The sequence below is a fragment of the Rivibacter subsaxonicus genome (genome assembly GCF_004217215.1).
In the GTDB taxonomy this organism is placed as follows: domain Bacteria; phylum Pseudomonadota; class Gammaproteobacteria; order Burkholderiales; family Burkholderiaceae_C; genus Rivibacter; species Rivibacter subsaxonicus.
Genome location: NZ_SHKP01000005.1, coordinates 297,673 through 314,971 on the forward strand (window position 1 = coordinate 297,673; position 17,299 = coordinate 314,971).

At 67.6% G+C, this 17,299-nt stretch carries 9 protein-coding genes; 8 read left to right on the plus strand and 1 reads right to left on the minus strand.

Annotated features, from left to right (window positions below; translation table 11 throughout):
• Window positions 1–16: 16 nt before the first annotated feature.
• Window positions 17–862, minus strand: coding sequence for a DNA ligase (locus EV670_RS07430; RefSeq protein ID WP_130431205.1), 846 nt, complete (start codon window positions 860–862; stop codon window positions 17–19).
• 682 nt (window positions 863–1,544) lie between these two features.
• On the opposite strand from EV670_RS07430, the gene EV670_RS07435 reads away from it, so the two are divergent.
• The 8 genes from EV670_RS07435 (at window position 1,545) to EV670_RS07470 (ending at window position 17,282) form a co-directional block, all read left to right on the plus strand.
• Window positions 1,545–2,621 (plus strand): WD40 repeat domain-containing protein, encoded by a 1,077-nt coding sequence (locus tag EV670_RS07435; protein WP_130431206.1) that lies wholly within the window; start codon window positions 1,545–1,547, stop codon window positions 2,619–2,621.
• Window positions 2,622–2,688: 67 nt separating this feature from the next.
• Window positions 2,689–9,057 (plus strand): Ig-like domain-containing protein, encoded by a 6,369-nt coding sequence (locus EV670_RS07440; RefSeq protein ID WP_130431207.1) that lies wholly within the window; start codon window positions 2,689–2,691, stop codon window positions 9,055–9,057.
• Between the two features lie 98 nt (window positions 9,058–9,155).
• A complete protein-coding gene (locus tag EV670_RS07445; protein WP_165393260.1) occupies window positions 9,156–11,342 on the plus strand; it encodes a UDP-N-acetylglucosamine 2-epimerase in 2,187 nt (728 codons plus the stop codon).
• A 252-nt stretch (window positions 11,343–11,594) separates the two neighbouring features.
• A complete protein-coding gene (locus EV670_RS07450) occupies window positions 11,595–12,197 on the plus strand; it encodes an XrtA/PEP-CTERM system exopolysaccharide export protein (protein WP_130431209.1) in 603 nt (200 codons plus the stop codon).
• A 96-nt stretch (window positions 12,198–12,293) separates the two neighbouring features.
• Window positions 12,294–13,823, plus strand: a complete 1,530-nt coding sequence (locus EV670_RS07455) for an XrtA system polysaccharide chain length determinant (protein WP_130431210.1) — start codon at window positions 12,294–12,296, stop codon at window positions 13,821–13,823.
• 10 nt (window positions 13,824–13,833) lie between these two features.
• The gene (locus tag EV670_RS07460; RefSeq protein ID WP_130431211.1) at window positions 13,834–14,796 is read left to right on the plus strand and encodes a P-loop NTPase family protein; all 963 of its coding nucleotides are present in this window, start codon (window positions 13,834–13,836) and stop codon (window positions 14,794–14,796) included.
• A gap of 76 nt (window positions 14,797–14,872) precedes the next feature.
• Window positions 14,873–16,438, plus strand: coding sequence for a TIGR03016 family PEP-CTERM system-associated outer membrane protein (locus EV670_RS07465; protein WP_130431212.1), 1,566 nt, complete (start codon window positions 14,873–14,875; stop codon window positions 16,436–16,438).
• Between the two features lie 7 nt (window positions 16,439–16,445).
• Window positions 16,446–17,282, plus strand: a complete 837-nt coding sequence (locus EV670_RS07470; RefSeq protein ID WP_130431213.1) for an XrtA/PEP-CTERM system-associated ATPase — start codon at window positions 16,446–16,448, stop codon at window positions 17,280–17,282.
• Window positions 17,283–17,299 lie beyond the last annotated feature (17 nt).

Sequence of the window (17,299 nt, forward strand, 5' to 3'; positions counted from 1 at the left end):
CCGCCACCGCATCCGCCTACAGGTCCTCGCGTACGGCCACGAAGCTGGCAAAGCGCGGCAGCCCGGCGGGAGTCAGTGCACGGTAGGCGTAGGTCACGGTGGCGCCGAGTGGCGGCGGCTCGCGCCGGAGCGCATCCGGCAGGCCGCTGCCCAGGCGAAAGCGCAGCCCCTGCGGCGTCTGCAGCTCGAGCGCTCCGAGCTGTCCGGCCAGTCGGCCCCGGCCGCCGACGTGGGCCACGATTTGCGCCTCGGCGTCCAGCACCGGCTTGAGCTTGAGCAGGGCGTCGCTGCGGCCGTGGAGCAGCGGCGCGTCGTTGCGATGCAGCATCAGGCCCTCGCCGCCAGCCGCGAGCACGCGGCGCAGCTCGCGCTGCAGTGCCGCGCGATCGGCGACCCGCGTTTGCTCGACCGCGTACAACTGCGGGTGCCGGGCCGCGCCGACCCACTGCTGCAGCTGCGCGTGGCGCTGCGCGAAGTCACCGGCCGCAGCGGGTGCCTCGAACACCATGTAGCGCAGCGCCTGCCACTCGGCAGCGACCGGCACGGCCTTGCGCACGATGGCGGCCAGCGCGTCGAAGCGGCCACGGCCGAGCCACAGCTCGCCATCGAGCGGCTGCGGCGGCAGGCGCGCGACAAGGGCCTCCGGCGCGGGGATGGTGCGGCCGCTGCGAAAGCGCAGTTCGCGCCCGTCCCACAGAGCCCGCACGCCATCGAGCTTCTCGCTGACCAGATAGGGCGCGGGATCGATGTCAGGCGCGGCCACGCGCGCCAGCAGGATCGCGGGTGGCGCGGCGCGAAGGCTCGACGGGGGCAGGCCGAGGCCGGCGGCGGCAACGAGAAGCTGGCGGCGATGAAGAGGCATGGTGGCTACTCCGCAGTTGGCAAGAACCAATCTACGCCGGCGTCGTCGCCGACTGCGCGCGCGACGGGTGGTTCGGCGGGGGCGCCCGAAAGTCGGACGCCGACCTGGCCTGATGGGGTCAAACGCTGAACGGTCAACGCGATGGACTACGGGCCTAGGCGATGGATTGCCACGCTGAGGGCGGCGGGCGTGGCTGGTGCGATGGCGGCGAATCTGGGACCGACCAGCGGAGCGGCGCCACCGCGACTCCATTTGACAACTCGAAGGGCGCCCGAACAGGGGGGCGCCGCCCGGCACCGGCTGCCTGGCAGCGGTCACCCCGAGCATCTCCGGTCGACATCGCGCATCGGTGCGTCGAGCACCGAACCCCTGCGGGCAATCCCGAGTGCGGTTTGCGCCCACTAGCCAGCGAAGGCGGCCGGACCGCTCTTCTTCGTGCAGTTGTTCACGAACGACGATCGCCGGAGCAACGCCACCAGCGCGCGGGCAACCCTGCGGCCTGGCGACGGCAACCCTCCGATGCCGCATCCGGCGACCCGTGGACGCCCACGTGCAGCGCCTCGGCGCCACCCCGATAAGTGATTGACGCTCGCGAGCCCAAATCTAGAGTCGCCGCATGAATACGTTCTGCCAAGCCCGCGGACGCCGAGTGGCGGCTGGCGGATTGCGTTGAGGGCCGCGCATGACATCAATCTCCGATGTTGCTCGACGCCGTCTGCAATCAGCCGGGATGCTGCTCGCCTGCGTGACACTGCTGGCCTGCGGCGGTGGCGAGGAGGACGCAGTCGACGCCCCGCCATCGTCCGGCGTGGCGTCGAGGATCGACACCGGCGTGGACACCGCGACGAAAGCCGCGACGACGCAGCGCAGGGCCAAGCCCTATTCGAGACGGGGAGTCACGGCGCTCGCCATCGCCCCGGAGGGTTCGACGATCGCCGTCGTCAGCCATGACGGCGGGGTTCGCCTGTTCGATGCCGCGACAGTCGAGTTGCGCACGACCTTGCGCGGCCATGGAGCAGACCCAGCCACCGGCGTGCTGTTCAGCGCCGACGGCCGCAAGCTGGCGAGCGTGGGCCGCGATAGCGTGGTGCGCGTCTGGGACGTGGCGTCCGGTCGTGCGGGCGCTGCACTGCACGGCAGCGAGGGCGCGATTCGTGCAGTCGCGGCAACTGCAGATGGCGCGCTCGTTGCCAGCGCGGGCGAGAGCACGCGAGTGATGCTCTGGGATGCCAGGAGCGGCAAGCTCAAGCGAGCCCTCGGCGGCGCCACCGACTTCATCAATGCGCTGGCGTTCAGTCCTGACGGCCGATGGGTCGCCGCCGGAAGCGCCGATGCACGCGTATTGGTGTGGGATGTCATGACCGGTCGACTCGTCCACGCGCTTCGTGGTCATACCGATGAAGTCAACGCGCTCGCCTTCAGCCCGGACGGGCGACTGCTTGCCAGCGCCGGCGAAGATGCCCGCGTATTGATCCGGGACGTCGCCCAGGGCCGGCAGGTGCAGGCACTCGACACGCATCGCTCGGCGGTGCGGGCCCTCGGCTTCAATCGCGACGGCAGCCGGCTCGCGAGCGGCGGCGAGCGCGGAACGCTCCTGCTGTGGGATGCGACGAACTGGCAACTCAGTCGGGGCCTGGTCGGCAGCACGGCCGCGATCAACGCCGTGGTGTTCGATCCGAAGCGCACCGAGTTGCTGTTCGCGGGCGACGAGGACGATCGCGTTGCTCGTTGGGACGTGGTCGCGGGCGCGAAGCAGTAGTCACACAAACAGACCCAGACCCCAGGCGCCACGCAGCGACCTCGGGGCGTCAAGAGAGGCAGAGTCGATGAAGTCGCTATCGCAGAGTGCATGGCCCGACGTCGTCGTGTGCGCCGCCATCGCGGGACTGCGCGTCCTTGCCGCAACGCTGATCGGGCTTGCTGCGCTGATCGGACCGGCGAGTGCGGCGCTGCCTCCAGCACCGGGCGGCCCGGTCCTCGTGATCACTTCGGCCAGTTCAGGCTTCGGGAGCTTCTACCCCGAAATCCTGCGCAACGAAGGTCTCAACCACTTCGCGGTGGCTGACATCGGTGCCGTCAACGCATCGACGCTGTCCGGGTACGACCTCGTCATCCTCGCCAAGATGCCGGTCTCGGCCGCCCAGGCCGATCTGCTTGCGACATGGGTCAGCGGTGGCGGCAACCTGATCGCCATGCAGCCGGACGCGACGCTGTCTGCGCTGCTCGGCATCACGCCCAATGGCAGCACACTGTCGAACGCGTACCTGCGCGTCGACACGTCAAAGCTGCCGGGCAATGGCATCGTCGGCCAGACCATTCAATTCCATGGCAGCGCCGATCGCTATAGCCTGAGCGGCGCAGCAAGCCTTGCAACGCTCTACAGCAACGACTCGGCCGCGACGTCGAATCCGGCGATCACGCTACGTGCGGTAGGTGCCGGCCAGGCCGCAGCCTTTACCTACGACCTCGCAACCTCGATCGTCTACACGCGCCAGGGCAACCCGGCCTGGGCCGCTCAAGAGCGCGACGGCTATGCCCCGATTCGCTCGAGCGACAAGTTCTACGGCGCCGCCAGTGGCGACCCGCAACCGGACTGGATCGACCTCGGCAAGGTCGCCATTCCGCAGGCCGACGAGCAGCAACGCCTGCTGGCCAACCTGGTCATCCAGATGAACGTGGCGCGCAAGCCGCTGCCACGCTTCTGGTACTTCCCGAACGGCAAGAAGGCCGTCGTGATCATGACCGGAGACGATCACGGCAACGGCGGCACCGCGGGCCGCTTCGACCAGTTCAAGGCGCGCAGCGCCAGCGGCTGCTCGGTCACCGACTGGGAGTGCATTCGCGGCACCTCGTACATCTACACCTCGACACCGATGTCGGACGCGCAAGCGGCGACGTACGCCGCTGACGGCTTCGAGGTCGGCATCCACATAAGTACGGGCTGCGCCGACTACACGCCGAGTTCGCTGCAGGACAACTACAGCCAGCAGATACTGGAGTGGCAGGCCAAGTACGGCAGCATCCCCGCGCCGGCGACCCAGCGCCACCACTGCATCGTCTGGAGCGACTGGAGCACCGGTGCCACGGTGCAATTGAGCCACGGCATCCGGCTGGATACCTCGTACTACTACTGGCCCCCGGGCTGGGTCAGCAACACGCCAGGGCTGTTCACCGGCTCGGCGATGCCGATGCGCTTCAGCGCGCTCGATGGCTCGCTGATCGATGTCTACAACGCGGCGACGCAAATGACCGACGAGTCCGGGCAGGCCTACCCGTACACCGTCGACACGCTGCTGGACCGGGCGCTCGGCGCCGAGGGCTACTACGGCGCCTTCGTCGTCAACGCCCACACCGATGCGGTCAGCTCGGATGTCGCCGACGCGGTGGTCGCCTCGGCACAGGCGCGATCGGTGTCGGTGATCTCGAGCCGGCAAATGCTCGACTGGCTGGATGCGCGCAACAGTTCTTCCTTCGGCGCTCTTGCGTGGAACGGCAGCGCACTGAGCTTCAGCTTGACGCGTGCCCCGGGTGCGAACGGGCTGCAAGGCATGCTGCCCAACCGATCGAGCAATGGCGTGCTCGGATCGCTCAGCCGAGGCGGCAACACGGTTTCGTTCACCGTGAGCACGATCAAGGGCATCGAGTACGCGATCTTTGCTGCCGACACCGGCACCTATCTGGCGACCTACGCTGCGGACTCGGCGGCGCCGGCAGTGACCGCATCGACGCCCGGCGGCGGTGCGACAGATGTCGACCTGAACACGACGCCGAGCGCGACGTTCAGCGAGGCCATGAATCCGGCGAGCCTCAACGCCTCGACCTTCGAGTTGCGCGTGGCCGGGGGCTCACTGGTCACGGCCGCAGTGAGCTACGACGCCGCAACACGGCGCGCGACGCTGGTTCCAGGCACCGCCTTGACCGCATCGACCGCCTACACGGTTACCGTCAAGGGCGGCTCCGGTGGTGTCAAGGACTTGGCCGGCAACGCGCTGGTCGCCGACTTCAACTGGTCGTTCACAACGGGCACCGGCGGCGGCTCCTCGAACTGCCCATGCAGCGCCTGGACTCCTGCCTCGGCGCCGGTGATCTCGTCGGTCGACGATTCAGGATCGGTCGAGCTGGGCGTGAAGTTCCGCGCCAACGTCAACGGCTTCATCACCGGCATCCGCTTCTACAAGGGCAGCGGCAACACCGGCACCCACGTTGGATCGCTGTGGACCACCGGTGGCACGAGGCTGGCGACCGCGACCTTCACCGGCGAGACGGCCAGCGGCTGGCAGCAGGTGAACTTCGCCACGCCGGTGGCGATCGTCGCCAACACCGTCTACGTCGCCTCCTACTTCGCGCCCAACGGCCACTACGCCGGTGACAACGGCTTCTTTGCCGCCGCCGGCGTCGACAACGGCCCGATCCGCTTGCTGAGCAACAGCGAGAGCGGCGGCAACGGCGTCTATGCCTACAGCTCGAGCAGCAGCTTCCCGAACTCGACCTACGCCTCGAGCAACTACTGGGTCGACGTGGTGTTCACCACCTCGACCGGCCCGGACACGACGCCACCGACGGTGAGCTCGACAACGCCGGCGGCCGGCGCCAGCGGCGTGGCCACGGCCACCGCGGTCAGCGCGAGCTTCAGCGAGCCGATCGATCCGGCAACGCTTGGCGCCTCGAGCTTCGAGCTGCGCGGGCCGGGCAACGTACTGGTGGCAACCACCCTGAGCTATGACGCCGCGGCCAGTCGTGCGACGCTCTCGCCGTCGGCCGCGCTGAGTGCAGCGACCCTCTACACCGCCACCGTCAAGGGTGGCGCCAACGGTGTCAAGGACTTCGCCGGCAACGCGATCGCCAGCGACGTCGTCTGGTCGTTCACGACCGCCGCCGACGTTGGCTCGGGCTGCCCATGCAGCGCCTGGCCGCCCTCGGCAACGCCGGCCAACCCCACCGATCCGGATACCGGGTCGGTCGAACTGGGCGTGAAGTTCCGCGCCAACGTCAACGGCTTCATCACCGGCATCCGCTTCTACAAGGGCAGCGGCAACACCGGCACCCACGTTGGATCGCTGTGGACCACCGGTGGCACGAGGCTGGCGACCGCGACCTTCACCGGCGAGACGGCCAGCGGCTGGCAGCAGGTGAACTTCGCCACGCCGGTGGCGATCGTCGCCAACACCGTCTACGTCGCCTCCTACTTCGCGCCCAACGGCCACTACGCCGGTGACAACGGCTTCTTTGCCGCCGCCGGCGTCGACAACGGCCCGATCCGCTTGCTGAGCAACAGCGAGAGCGGCGGCAACGGCGTCTATGCCTACAGCTCGAGCAGCAGCTTCCCGAACTCGACCTACGCCTCGAGCAACTACTGGGTCGACGTGGTGTTCACCACCTCGACCGGCCCGGACACGACGCCACCGACGGTGAGCTCGACAACGCCGGCGGCCGGCGCCAGCGGCGTGGCCACGGCCACCGCGGTCAGCGCGAGCTTCAGCGAGCCGATCGATCCGGCAACGCTTGGCGCCTCGAGCTTCGAGCTGCGCGGGCCGGGCAACGTACTGGTGGCAACCACCCTGAGCTATGACGCCGCGGCCAGTCGTGCGACGCTCTCGCCGTCGGCCGCGCTGAGTGCAGCGACCCTCTACACCGCCACCGTCAAGGGTGGCGCCAACGGTGTCAAGGACTTCGCCGGCAACGCGATCGCCAGCGACGTCGTCTGGTCGTTCACGACCGGCACGCCAACCGGCGCCTGTGCGGCACCGGCAAACGCGATCGTCGCCGAGAACTGCCTGGCCGGTGCGCCGGCCAGCGAGTGGGACGTATCCGGGGCCGGCGATGCCAGCATCCAGGGCTTCGCGACCCAGATCAGCGTCAACCGCGGCGAGACGGTGAACTTCAAGGTCGACACCTCTGCGGCCAGCTACCGCTTCGACATTTACCGCATGGGCTACTACGGCGGCCAGGGAGCACGCAAGGTCGCGACCGTGCTACCGAGCGCGACGCTGCCGCAGGCGCAGCCGAGCTGCCTGTACGAGACCGCCACCGGCCTGCTCGACTGTGGCAACTGGGGCGCTTCCGGCTCCTGGAACGTTCCCGCCAACGCCGTCTCGGGCATCTACTTCGCCAAGCTCGTTCGCAACGACACCGGTGGTGCGAGCCACGTGTTCTTTGTCGTGCGTGACGATGCCAGCACCTCCGACCTGCTGTTCCAGACCTCGGACACGACCTGGCAGGCCTACAACGAGTACGGCGGCAACAGTCTCTATGTCGGCGCGCCGGCCGGCCGCGCCTACAAGGTCAGCTACAACCGCCCCTTCACGACCCGAGCGGTCGCCGGCGGCCAGGACTGGGTCTTCAATGCCGAGTACCCGATGGTGCGCTGGCTGGAATCGAACGGCTACGACCTGAGCTACACCAGCGGCGTCGACAGCGACCGCTACGGCAGCCTGCTACTCAACCACAAGGTGTTCCTGTCGGTCGGCCACGACGAGTACTGGTCCGGTGCCCAGCGAGCCAACGTGGAAGCCGCGCGCAACGCCGGCGTCAACCTCGCCTTCTTCAGCGGCAACGAGGCGTTCTGGAAGACACGCTGGGAGCCGAGCATCGACGGCTCCGGAGCGGCCCATCGCACGCTGGTCTCCTACAAGGAGACTCATGCCAACGCGAAGATCGATCCGGATAGCGCGTGGACCGGCACCTGGCGCGACCCGCGCTTCAGCCCGCCGGCCGACGGTGGACGGCCCGAGAACGCGCTGACGGGCACGATCTTCCTCGTCAACAGTGGCACCACATCCATCAAGGTTCCACAGGCCGACGGCAGGATGCGTCTGTGGCGCAACACCAGCGTCGCAACGCTGGCCAGTGGCGCGACTGCGACGATGCCGGATGGAACGCTCGGCTACGAGTGGGATACCGACGCCGACAACGGCTTCCGCCCACCCGGCCTGATTCGCCTGTCGACCACCAGTCTCAGCGGGGCTGACGTATTGCTCGACTACGGATCGACCTACGGCTCTGGCACGGCAACCCACGCCCTGACCCTCTACAAGCACAGCAGCGGCGCGCTGGTCTTCGGCGCCGGAACCATCCAATGGGCCTGGGGCCTCGACAGCTCGCATGACCGCGGCAGCAACCCGGCGGATGCGCGGATGCAGCAGGCCACCGTCAACCTGCTGGCCGACATGCGCGCCCAGCCGGCAACCTTGCAGGCGGGCCTCGTACCCGCCGCTGCGTCGACCGACTCGACGCCACCGTCATCTGCGATCACCTCGCCCGTCGCGGGTGCCGTGCTGCCGGTCAACACGGCAGTGACGATCTCCGGTACCGCAAGCGACACCGGTGGCGGCGTGGTCGGTGGCGTCGAGGTTTCCGTGGACGGTGGCCTCACCTGGCGCCGCGCCAACGGCCGCGCGACATGGACCTACAGCTGGACACCAACGGCCGCCGGACCCGTCACGATCCGCAGCCGTGCCGCCGACGACAGTGCCAACGTGCAATCGCCAGGGGCAGGAACAGCGATCACGATCGGCTCAGATGTCACAGCGCCGACCATCACCGCACGCACTCCCGCCAGCAGTGCCACCGGCGTCAGCCGGTCGACCACGGTGACCGCGACCTTCAGCGAGGCGATGACCGCGTCGACGATCGACACCACCAGCTTCGAGTTGCGAGACGCGTCGAACGCCCTCGTCCCCGCCACGGTCGCGTACAACAGCACCAATCGTCGGGCCACGCTGACACCGAGCAGCACCCTACTCTACGCTCAGACCTACACCGCCACCGTCAAGGGCGGATCGACCGATCCGCGCGTCAAGGACACGGCTGGCAACGCACTGGCTGCGAGTTCGAGCTGGTCGTTCACGACCATCCCGGACATCACTGCGCCGACCGTCTCCTCGATCTCGCCAGCGAGCGGGGCAACCGGGGTCGCGGTCACGGCTGCTCCTTACGCGAACTTCAGCGAGGCGATGGACGTGGCGACGATCAACGCCAGCACTGTCGAACTGCGCGGACCCGGTGGCACGCCGGTGGCCGCCACCGTGACCTATACGACATCGAATCGTCGGGCAACCTTGAGACCGACCGTCAGCCTGGCGCGCTTGACGACATACACGATGGTCGTACGCGGAGGCGGCACCGATCCGAGAGTCAAGGATCTCGCCGGCAACGCGCTTGCGGTCGATCGGGTCTGGTCCTTCACGACCCGTTAAGAAGCGCCCGCCGAACCTGACCTGAGATGCCGATCCGCGCCCCAAGGGGGCGCGTTCCATTGCGAATGACCCGGAGCCCAAGGCTGCAACGAGCGTCCATGTACGAAGCCCAGTTCGCCCTCAGCGGCGCCCCATTCAGGATCAGCCCCGATCCCGCGTTCTACTTCGACGGTCGCGCACATCGCAAGGCCCTTGAGGTCTTGCGTCAAGCGCTCGCCGCCGACTCCGGGTTCGCAGTGCTCGGCGGCGAAGTCGGCGCCGGCAAGACGACGATCGTGCGCAAGTTGCTTCAGGAGCGCTCGCCCGAACTCGGTCCGATCGTGCAACTCTGCAGTACGCAACTGAGTGCAGACGAGTTGCTGTGTAGCGCGGGAATCGGCCTCGGCGTGATCGAGGCCAAGGCAGGTGCCGACGCCGCCCGTCGCGGCCTCGAAGAGCTGTTCGAGGCCCTGGCAGCGCAGGGCCGCCGAGCGCTGCTGGTCGTCGACGAAGCACAGCATCTGCGGCCCGATGCGCTCGCCGCGCTGCGGGCGCTGGCCGGTCGCCGCCCCCAGGCGCCCAGTGCCTTCCAAGCCCTGCTCGTCGGTCAGGGCTCCCTGCACCATCTGCTGGCGGCAGGATTGCCCGGCGCCTCTCCGTCGAAGCTCGGGGTGATGCATCAACTCGGGCCGCTGCAGCAAGACGAGACGACTGCCTACATCCGCCATCGGCTGAGTTGCGTCGGTTGGTCTGGTCAACCGGGTCTTGCCGCCGACGCGGCCGACGAAGTCTTTCGCAGTTCGGGCGGCGTGCCTCGACGGATCAACGTGTTGTTCAGTCGTTTGCTGCTGGCCTGTGCACTCGAGTCGAGGTCGTCGATCGACGCAGCGCTCGTCAGCCGCGTGGCCGCCGAGTTGCAAGCCGAGCTGACGGGGCTCGACATGGTGAGTGCGCCCCAGGCGCCGCGCCCGAGGAAGCGTACTCGTGCGCTCGCGGCGGAGGCCTTGCCGCTGGTTCGGTACACACGGGCCAGGACGAGCAGCCCTCCCGCGTGGCCGCAGACTGCACCAAAGGCGACGGCCGGGCCGCTGTGGTGCGCCGTGGCGTCGGCGGATGACTATGTGCTCGCCGCCCCGCTGCTCCGTGCCCTGCGAGGGCGCGCCGGCCTGCCCCCGGCGCGTCTGCTTCACCTGGGCGCCAAGGCTGCAATGACGCTGCACGCCGGCCTGTTTGCCGACGTCGATCGCGTCGAGAAGCACATCGATCTAGGCGCCGAGGCGGCGCCTGGCGACGACGCCGCACTCGACATCGCCGAGCTTGCTCGTCGATTCGCGGCGGCAGCGGAGCGCCACGAACCCAGCGGGCTGATCGTCTTCGGCGGCCACGAGCCTGGCGTCGTCGCATGCGTCGAGTCCGCGCGTCAGCTCGGGGTGCCCGTCATCGGCATCGGCACCGTTGGCTTCGACAGCGGTGCGAGTGCCGGCGGCGTCCACGCCGAATCCGCACCCGGACCAGGCGAGTTCGCCGACCTGCACTTCGCACCAGACTCCGCGGCAACCGTGGAACTGCGACTGCGCGGTGTGGCGCCGTCTCGCGTCGTCTGCGTCGGCAGCCTGCGGGTCGATGCGGTTCGACTTGCGCTGCAGGCAAATGGCGTGGACTGGGCCGAGTCGGCAGCCGGCGGTCGCCGGGGTGCGGCGTTCGGTGTCCAGCCGGGCTTCGGTCTGGTGGCAATGCACGACCTTGCGAGCTTGAACGACGCGCACGCGTTCATCGAACGGGTTGCGATCCTGCGCGAGATCAGCCGCGACATCGCCATGCTGTGGCCGATCGACCGTCGGCTCGCGCGCCGGCTGGTCGAGCTCGATCTGCAAAGAGCCATCGATAAGGAGCGCATCGTCTGCATGCCGATGCTCGGCTACCCGGCCTTCATCGAGTTGCTTCGGACCGCGCGCTGCGTGCTGACCGACTCGGTCGCCGTCGAGCAGGCGGCGCGAGTGCTTGGCACGGCCAGCGCGCGCCTTGCCGTACCCCCTTCCAGCGCACGCGGGCGCAGCCCGAGCAGTTCCAGCCTTTACCGAGCAACCCGCGACATCTGGAACCTGCTGTTCAACGGTGGTTCGGCAGCAGACCTGCCGCCGTTGTGGGACGGCAAGTCTGCCGAGCGGATCGCAGCCGACCTCGCCCGACGGCCCCTCAGTGGACGTCATCTGCTGTTGCAGCCGACCGGGGCCAGCGGGCAAGGCTTGTCGGCTCAGGGTGTGCCCGTAGCCGTTGGCAACGAAGCAACGCATGGGCACGCTTGACCCCTGCCTGCAGGGGTCGGGAGCCCGCACCTCAAAGGTAGAGTGCTTCGAGGGTGAGCCGCCTTTGCCGCGGCAGTGCTCGATCAGAACGCCGTCGCTCCAGGCCAGGTTCAGGGTCGGTGCCCAAGTCAACAACATCGTTGTCGGGCTCCGTCGGACTTGCTCGGAGACGACGTGCCCGATGCAGCGGAGGCGCACATGACAGCACCATCGATTCAAGACCGGGTGGCGACGAACACCGTTGCGAGATGCATGCTGCGAAGCCTGTGCGCTCTCGCGATCGGAGTTGCACTCGTCGCCTGCGGAACGACCAGCACCTATCCGCCCGCGCCGAAGCTGGTTGACCAGCCGAACCCGCGCTACAAGATCGGGCCGTTGGACACGCTCAACATCGTTGTCTGGCGTCACCCCGAATTGTCGACGACGGTCACCGTGCGGCCCGACGGCTATGCATCGATGCCGCTGGTCGAAGACATCCAGGCGGCCGGGAGGTCGCCTGCCGAGCTGTCGCGTGACGTCGAGGCGCAACTGGCCAAGCTGATCCGTGAACCCGTGGTCAGCATCATCGTCGGTGGCTTCCAAGGTGTGTATTCGGATCAGATCAGGATCGTCGGCGAGGCCGCCAAGCCTCAGTCGGTGCCGTACCGGCAGAACATGACGATCCTCGACGTGCTGATCCAGGTCGGCGGTCTGACCGACTTCGCCGACGGCAACAAGGCGGTGCTTGTGCGCGGCTCCGAAGGGGGCAAGCAGTACACGATCCGACTCGCGGATCTGTTGCGACGAGGCGATATTTCCGCCAATGCCGCGGTACTTCCCGGCGATATCGTGATCATTCCGCAGGGCTGGTTCTGAACACGATCGTCGAGCGATGCCACGAGCGTCGAAGAGCGCCATGATTGGGCTGGTCGAGGCTGCGGTGATGGCCAAGGAAGCAGAGAGGGAGTTGAGGTGACGACCACCAGCCATGACGGTCTGCTCGGCGCCGGCCGTGCCTTGCTGCACGGCGTGTGGCAGCGGCGCTGGCTTGCCGTCGCAGTCGCGTGGAGCGTTGCGCTGCTTGCCGCGATCATCATCCCCCTGGTGCCGCAGCGCTACGAGGCCAGTGCGCGCTTCTATGTCGACACGCAGACCGTGCTCAAGCCGTTGATGGCGGGGCTCGCGCTGCAGCCCGACTTTGACCAACAGCTGCGCATGATGGCTCGAACGCTGATCACGCGGCCTAACGTGGAGCGTGTGCTGCAACGTCCGGAGTTCGCACTCCTCGGCGCCGAAGCGGCAGACCGGGAGCGTGTGATCGACCGCGTGATGTCGCAGCTGAAACTGACACCGGCCGACTCCGGCAACATCTACACGATCAGCTACCGGGATGCAGATCCGCAGCGCGCGCAGCGGGTCGTCTCAGCGATCATCGATCTCTTCCTCGAGCAAAGCTCCGGCGAGAAGAAGCGTGACTCCGAGGATGCGAGCCGTTTCATCGACGAGCAGATCCGCGCACATGAGCTGAAGTTGATCGAAGCGGAGAGCCGACTCAAGGAGTTCAAGCTTCGCAACTTCGGCATGTCCGGCGTTTCCGACAAGGACTATTTCACCCGAATCTCGGCAATGCAGGATTCGCTCAACAAGCTGCGAGCCGACCTGCGCGCCGCCGAGCAGGCACGCGACGCCTATCGCCGCGAGCTGGCGGCAGAGAACCCGCAGTTGCCAACAGCGTCCGACGCTGACGGCGCAATCGCTGCCCAACGCAAGCAACTCGACGATCTGCTGCGCCGCTACACCGATCAGCACCCGGATGTGGTCTTCGCACGCCAGACGCTCGTGGAGCTCGAAGCCAAGCAGCGTGCGGAGCTTGGGCGCGACGGCCTCTCCAGCAAGGGCGCCGCAGCGACCAGCCCGGTCTACCAGCGGATTCGGGTTGCCTTGGCCGAAACCGAAGCCGCAGTTGCCAATCTGCGTGGACGGGTTGGCGCCGAGCAACAACTCCTCGACCAGGTGCGTGCTGCGGCCGGCCGCGTGCCGCAGATCGAAGCCGACTTTGCCCAACTCAATCGGGACTACGAGGTGATCCGCAAGAACTACGAGCAGCTGGTTGCCAGGCGTGAATCGGCCTCGCTTGGCGCCAAGCTCGAGCAGTCGAGTCGACTGGCGGACTTCCGTGTCGTCGAACCGCCCAAGGTGTCTCGTTCGGCGGTGGCGCCCAACCGACTTCAGCTGGCACTGCTAGCGCTGGCGGCAACGCTCGTGGCGGCATTGCTGGCCCCTCATATCCTTGAACGCTTGCGTCCGTCATTCGGCGATGCCAGAAGTTTGCGGGAGGCCACGGGACGGCCAGTGGTTGGCAACCTCCCGCTGGTCATGGCTGCCGGCGACGAGCAGCTCCTGCGACGCGAAAAGTTCAAGCTGGGCGGCATAGCCCTGTTGCTCCTGGCGCTGCAGGCCAGTTGGGTGATATGGATCGCGGCCCGGTCAAGCATGACATGAGTGGCGGACGATGAGCCTGATCGAGCAAGCAACCAAGCGGCTGGAGGAGTTGAGCCGGGCCGGCGTGGCTGTCCCCTGGGCACAGACCGGCCTCACGGCTCCAACGTCCAAGGCAAGGGTCGCCCAGGAGACGGGCGCCAACGGCGTCCACCGTGGCGTTGCCGACGATGCGCAACCTCCCGCGTCACCCGAAGGCGTCCACGTCCTTCCCGGCGCAGCACGACGACTGGCACCGCTCGAGCCCGCACCGACGATCGAGATCGATCTTGAGGCACTCCAGCGCGGCGGCTTCCTGACACCCGACGCCAAGCGCTCGGTCTTGGCCGAGGAAATGCGGCACGTGAAGCGCGCATTGCTGCGCAACATGACGCAGCCGCCGCAGCCAACGGAAATCAGTCCCGCGCTGATCCTCGTCACCAGCGCCGTGCCCGGAGAAGGCAAGACCTTCAGCGCCATCAATCTGGCGCTCAGCCTTGCGGTGGAGATCGACACTTCGGTCGTTCTGGTCGATGCCGACTTCCTGCGCCCCAACGTGCTCGACCGGCTCGGTGTGAGGCGCGAAGCGAGGGGCCTGCTCGATGCCTTGGCCGATCCCGATCTGGATCCCGCGCAACTGGTGCTCGCCACCAACCTGCCGAAGCTCTCGATCCTGCCCACCGGCACCGCCCATCCGCGCGCAGCGGAGTTGCTGTCAAGCACCGGGATGGATCGATTGCTGTTGGCGCTGACCGAGGCCCATCCAGGCCGCGTCGTGATCTTCGACGCTCCGCCGCTGCTGGTGACAGCCGCCGGTGCAGCCTTGGCCGCGCGCATGGGGCAGGTACTGATGGTGGTCGAGGCCGGGCGCACGTCGCGGCACCTGGTGGCGCAGGCCTTCGCGGCAGTTGAGCACTGCCCGATCGTGCTGGCGGTACTCAACAAGACCAGTGGCGGAGGCATCGGCGGCTATGGCTACGGCGACTACTACGGTTGAGCTCGTCGGCTACGCCGGCCCCCGCCCTGGCCCCTGCCGAAACTGCGGCGGTTGTCCAACGCCCGTAGGGCCGTAGATGCGCCGGCGCACCGGGGCCGCTTCTTTCCAGCTGAGTCGCCGCCCCTGCGCGACGGCGGCGCTACTTGCCTTGCTGGGCGGCGTCACAGCGCTGGGGTCAGCCAATGCGACCGCGCAGACCTGGTCAGCCGAGGCGGCCGTCAGTGCCAACCTCACGGCAAGCAGCAATGCCGCGCTGGCGCCCGAGGGCGCCGAGCAGAACGACCTGATCGGGTGGCTCCAGCCGCGATTGCGGCTCGTCGGACGCGGACCGCGCTTTGATCTCAATCTCGATGCCCGGGTAGACCTGCTCGGCTATGCCAGGGACACCCAACCCAATCGCGCGCTGCCCGGGGTCAACGCCGACGTGCAAGCCACGCTGGTTGAACGTCTGCTGTTCATCGACGCAGGGCTTGGCGTGAACCAGGTCGAGTCGAACCCCTATGGCGGCCGGGTCGTCGAAGGCAGCACCGGCAATGAATCCACCGCCGGCTCTTACCGCATCAAGCCGTACCTCGACTACGAGATCTCCTCGCGCGCCTCGGTGCTGGCACTCTACGAAGAGTCCGGCACACGGTCATTCGACGACGACCTCGTCGACGCCAGGTCACGCCTCGCCTTGGTGAGTTACGAATCCAAGCCGCTGCCGCTCGGCTGGGGCATCGAGGCATCACGGCTCGAGAACCTCGGCCAAGTGGGCGACAACCAAGCCTTGTCGAACGATGCGCTGCGAGTGCGTGCCAGCGCCACCTTCGACGGCGAACTGATCGTCGGCGCGGTGATCGGCCGCGAGCACAGCAAGTTCCTCTCGACCGACACCCGCGACACGATCTACGGCCTGCGCGTCGACTGGGCCCCCGGACCCCGTACCCGATTGCTCGCGGTCGTCGAACATCGCTTCTTCGGCGTCGGCGGCGAACTCGGGGTGAGCTATCGCACTCCGCTGATGGCACTGTCGCTCAAGGGTTCTCGCGGGCCGACCACGGCCGCGACGCTGTCCACGCCAATCTCTGGTCGCGCCGATCTCGGGGCATTTCTCGACTCCATCCTGAAGGCACGCTACCCGGAACCAGCCGATCGGGCGCCGATCGTCGGCGATACGGCTGCGCAACGCGGATTCGAGTCGCAGCCCCCGAGCTCGATCTACATCATTGCCGACTACCCGCAACTGCAAACCGGTGGCAATGGCACCCTGGTGCTTCACGGCACACGTACCACGGTGGCACTGACGGCCTACTACCAGCAACTGCGACTGCTCCAGACCAGCGACCAGGCATCGACCGCGCCGACCCTTGTGGCCGACGCCGACAGCCGCCAGGCGGGCGCGAGCATCGAATTCGTGCGGCGCCTGAATCGCCAGATGTCGGCCAGTGCTCTGTTGCGCTGGTCCCAGATCAACGGCCTCGAGGCGCGCTCGGGCGACGAAACGAGTGATCTGAATCTGCGTCTGGCACTCACGCGTCAACTGGCTCCGCGGACCTGGGGCTCGATAGGTGTACAGCAGCGGCTCATCCGGAGCAACATTGGCGGCGAGAATCGCTTCGCCGAGACGGCTGCGCTCATCGGCCTCAACCATCGCTTCTAGGACACGGATGTTCGAGCCGCATTTCGGCTTCAGTGGCCCGCCGTTCCAGCTCAGCCCCGCCCCCGACTGCTACTACGCGAGCCGAGGGCACAGCAGGGCGCTGGCCTACCTCAAGTTTGGCGTCTACCAGGCCGAAGGCTTCATCGTCATCACCGGCGAGGTCGGCGCCGGCAAGACCACCCTCGTGCGCACCCTGCTGCAGGGGCTCGACCAGGCCCAGATCGTTGCGGCCCAGATCGTCAACACCCAGCTCAACTCGGGCGAACTGCTGCAGGCGATCGCGACCGCATTCGGCGTCCCGCTGCAGGGCAGCTCCAAGGCGCAGATGATCGCGACGCTGGAAGCCTTCCTGACTGCGCTCACCGTCGCCGGCAAGCGCGCGCTGCTGGTGATCGACGAGGCCCAGAACCTCGGCGCCCAGGAGATCGAGGAACTGCGGATGCTGTCGAACTTCCAGTTCGGCAGCCAAGCGCTGCTGCAGAGCTTCCTGGTCGGCCAGCCGGAGCTACGTCTGATGCTCCAGTCGAGCGTGATGGAGCAGTTGCGCCAGCGCGTGATTGCGTCGACCCACCTCGGCCCCCTGTCGGCCGCCGAGACACGCGCCTACGTCGAGTACCGGCTTCGACGCGTTGGCTGGGACCAGTTTCCGCAGTTTGAGAGTGCCGCCTTCGCGCAGATCCATGCGCTCACCGGCGGCATTCCGCGTCGGATCAACCTGCTGTGCACTCGGCTGCTGCTGGCTGCCTACCTGGAATCGCTGACGGTGATCGACGATCGGCAGGTGCACACAGTCGCGCGCGAACTCGAGGCCGAACTCGGCACCGCGGCGACCGTACCGACCTGAGCGCGGCCAAGACCAGC

Coding starts and splice junctions, on each gene's coding strand:
- EV670_RS07445 (WP_165393260.1), top strand. CDS start 9,156: ATGTACGAAGCCCAGTTCGCCCTCAGCGGCGCCCCATTCAGGATCAGC.
- EV670_RS07460 (WP_130431211.1), top strand. CDS start 13,834: ATGAGCCTGATCGAGCAAGCAACCAAGCGGCTGGAGGAGTTGAGCCGG.
- EV670_RS07470 (WP_130431213.1), top strand. CDS start 16,446: ATGTTCGAGCCGCATTTCGGCTTCAGTGGCCCGCCGTTCCAGCTCAGC.
- EV670_RS07465 (WP_130431212.1), top strand. CDS start 14,873: ATGCGCCGGCGCACCGGGGCCGCTTCTTTCCAGCTGAGTCGCCGCCCC.
- EV670_RS07435 (WP_130431206.1), top strand. CDS start 1,545: ATGACATCAATCTCCGATGTTGCTCGACGCCGTCTGCAATCAGCCGGG.
- EV670_RS07440 (WP_130431207.1), top strand. CDS start 2,689: ATGAAGTCGCTATCGCAGAGTGCATGGCCCGACGTCGTCGTGTGCGCC.
- EV670_RS07430 (WP_130431205.1), bottom strand. CDS start 862: ATGCCTCTTCATCGCCGCCAGCTTCTCGTTGCCGCCGCCGGCCTCGGC.
- EV670_RS07450 (WP_130431209.1), top strand. CDS start 11,595: ATGCTGCGAAGCCTGTGCGCTCTCGCGATCGGAGTTGCACTCGTCGCC.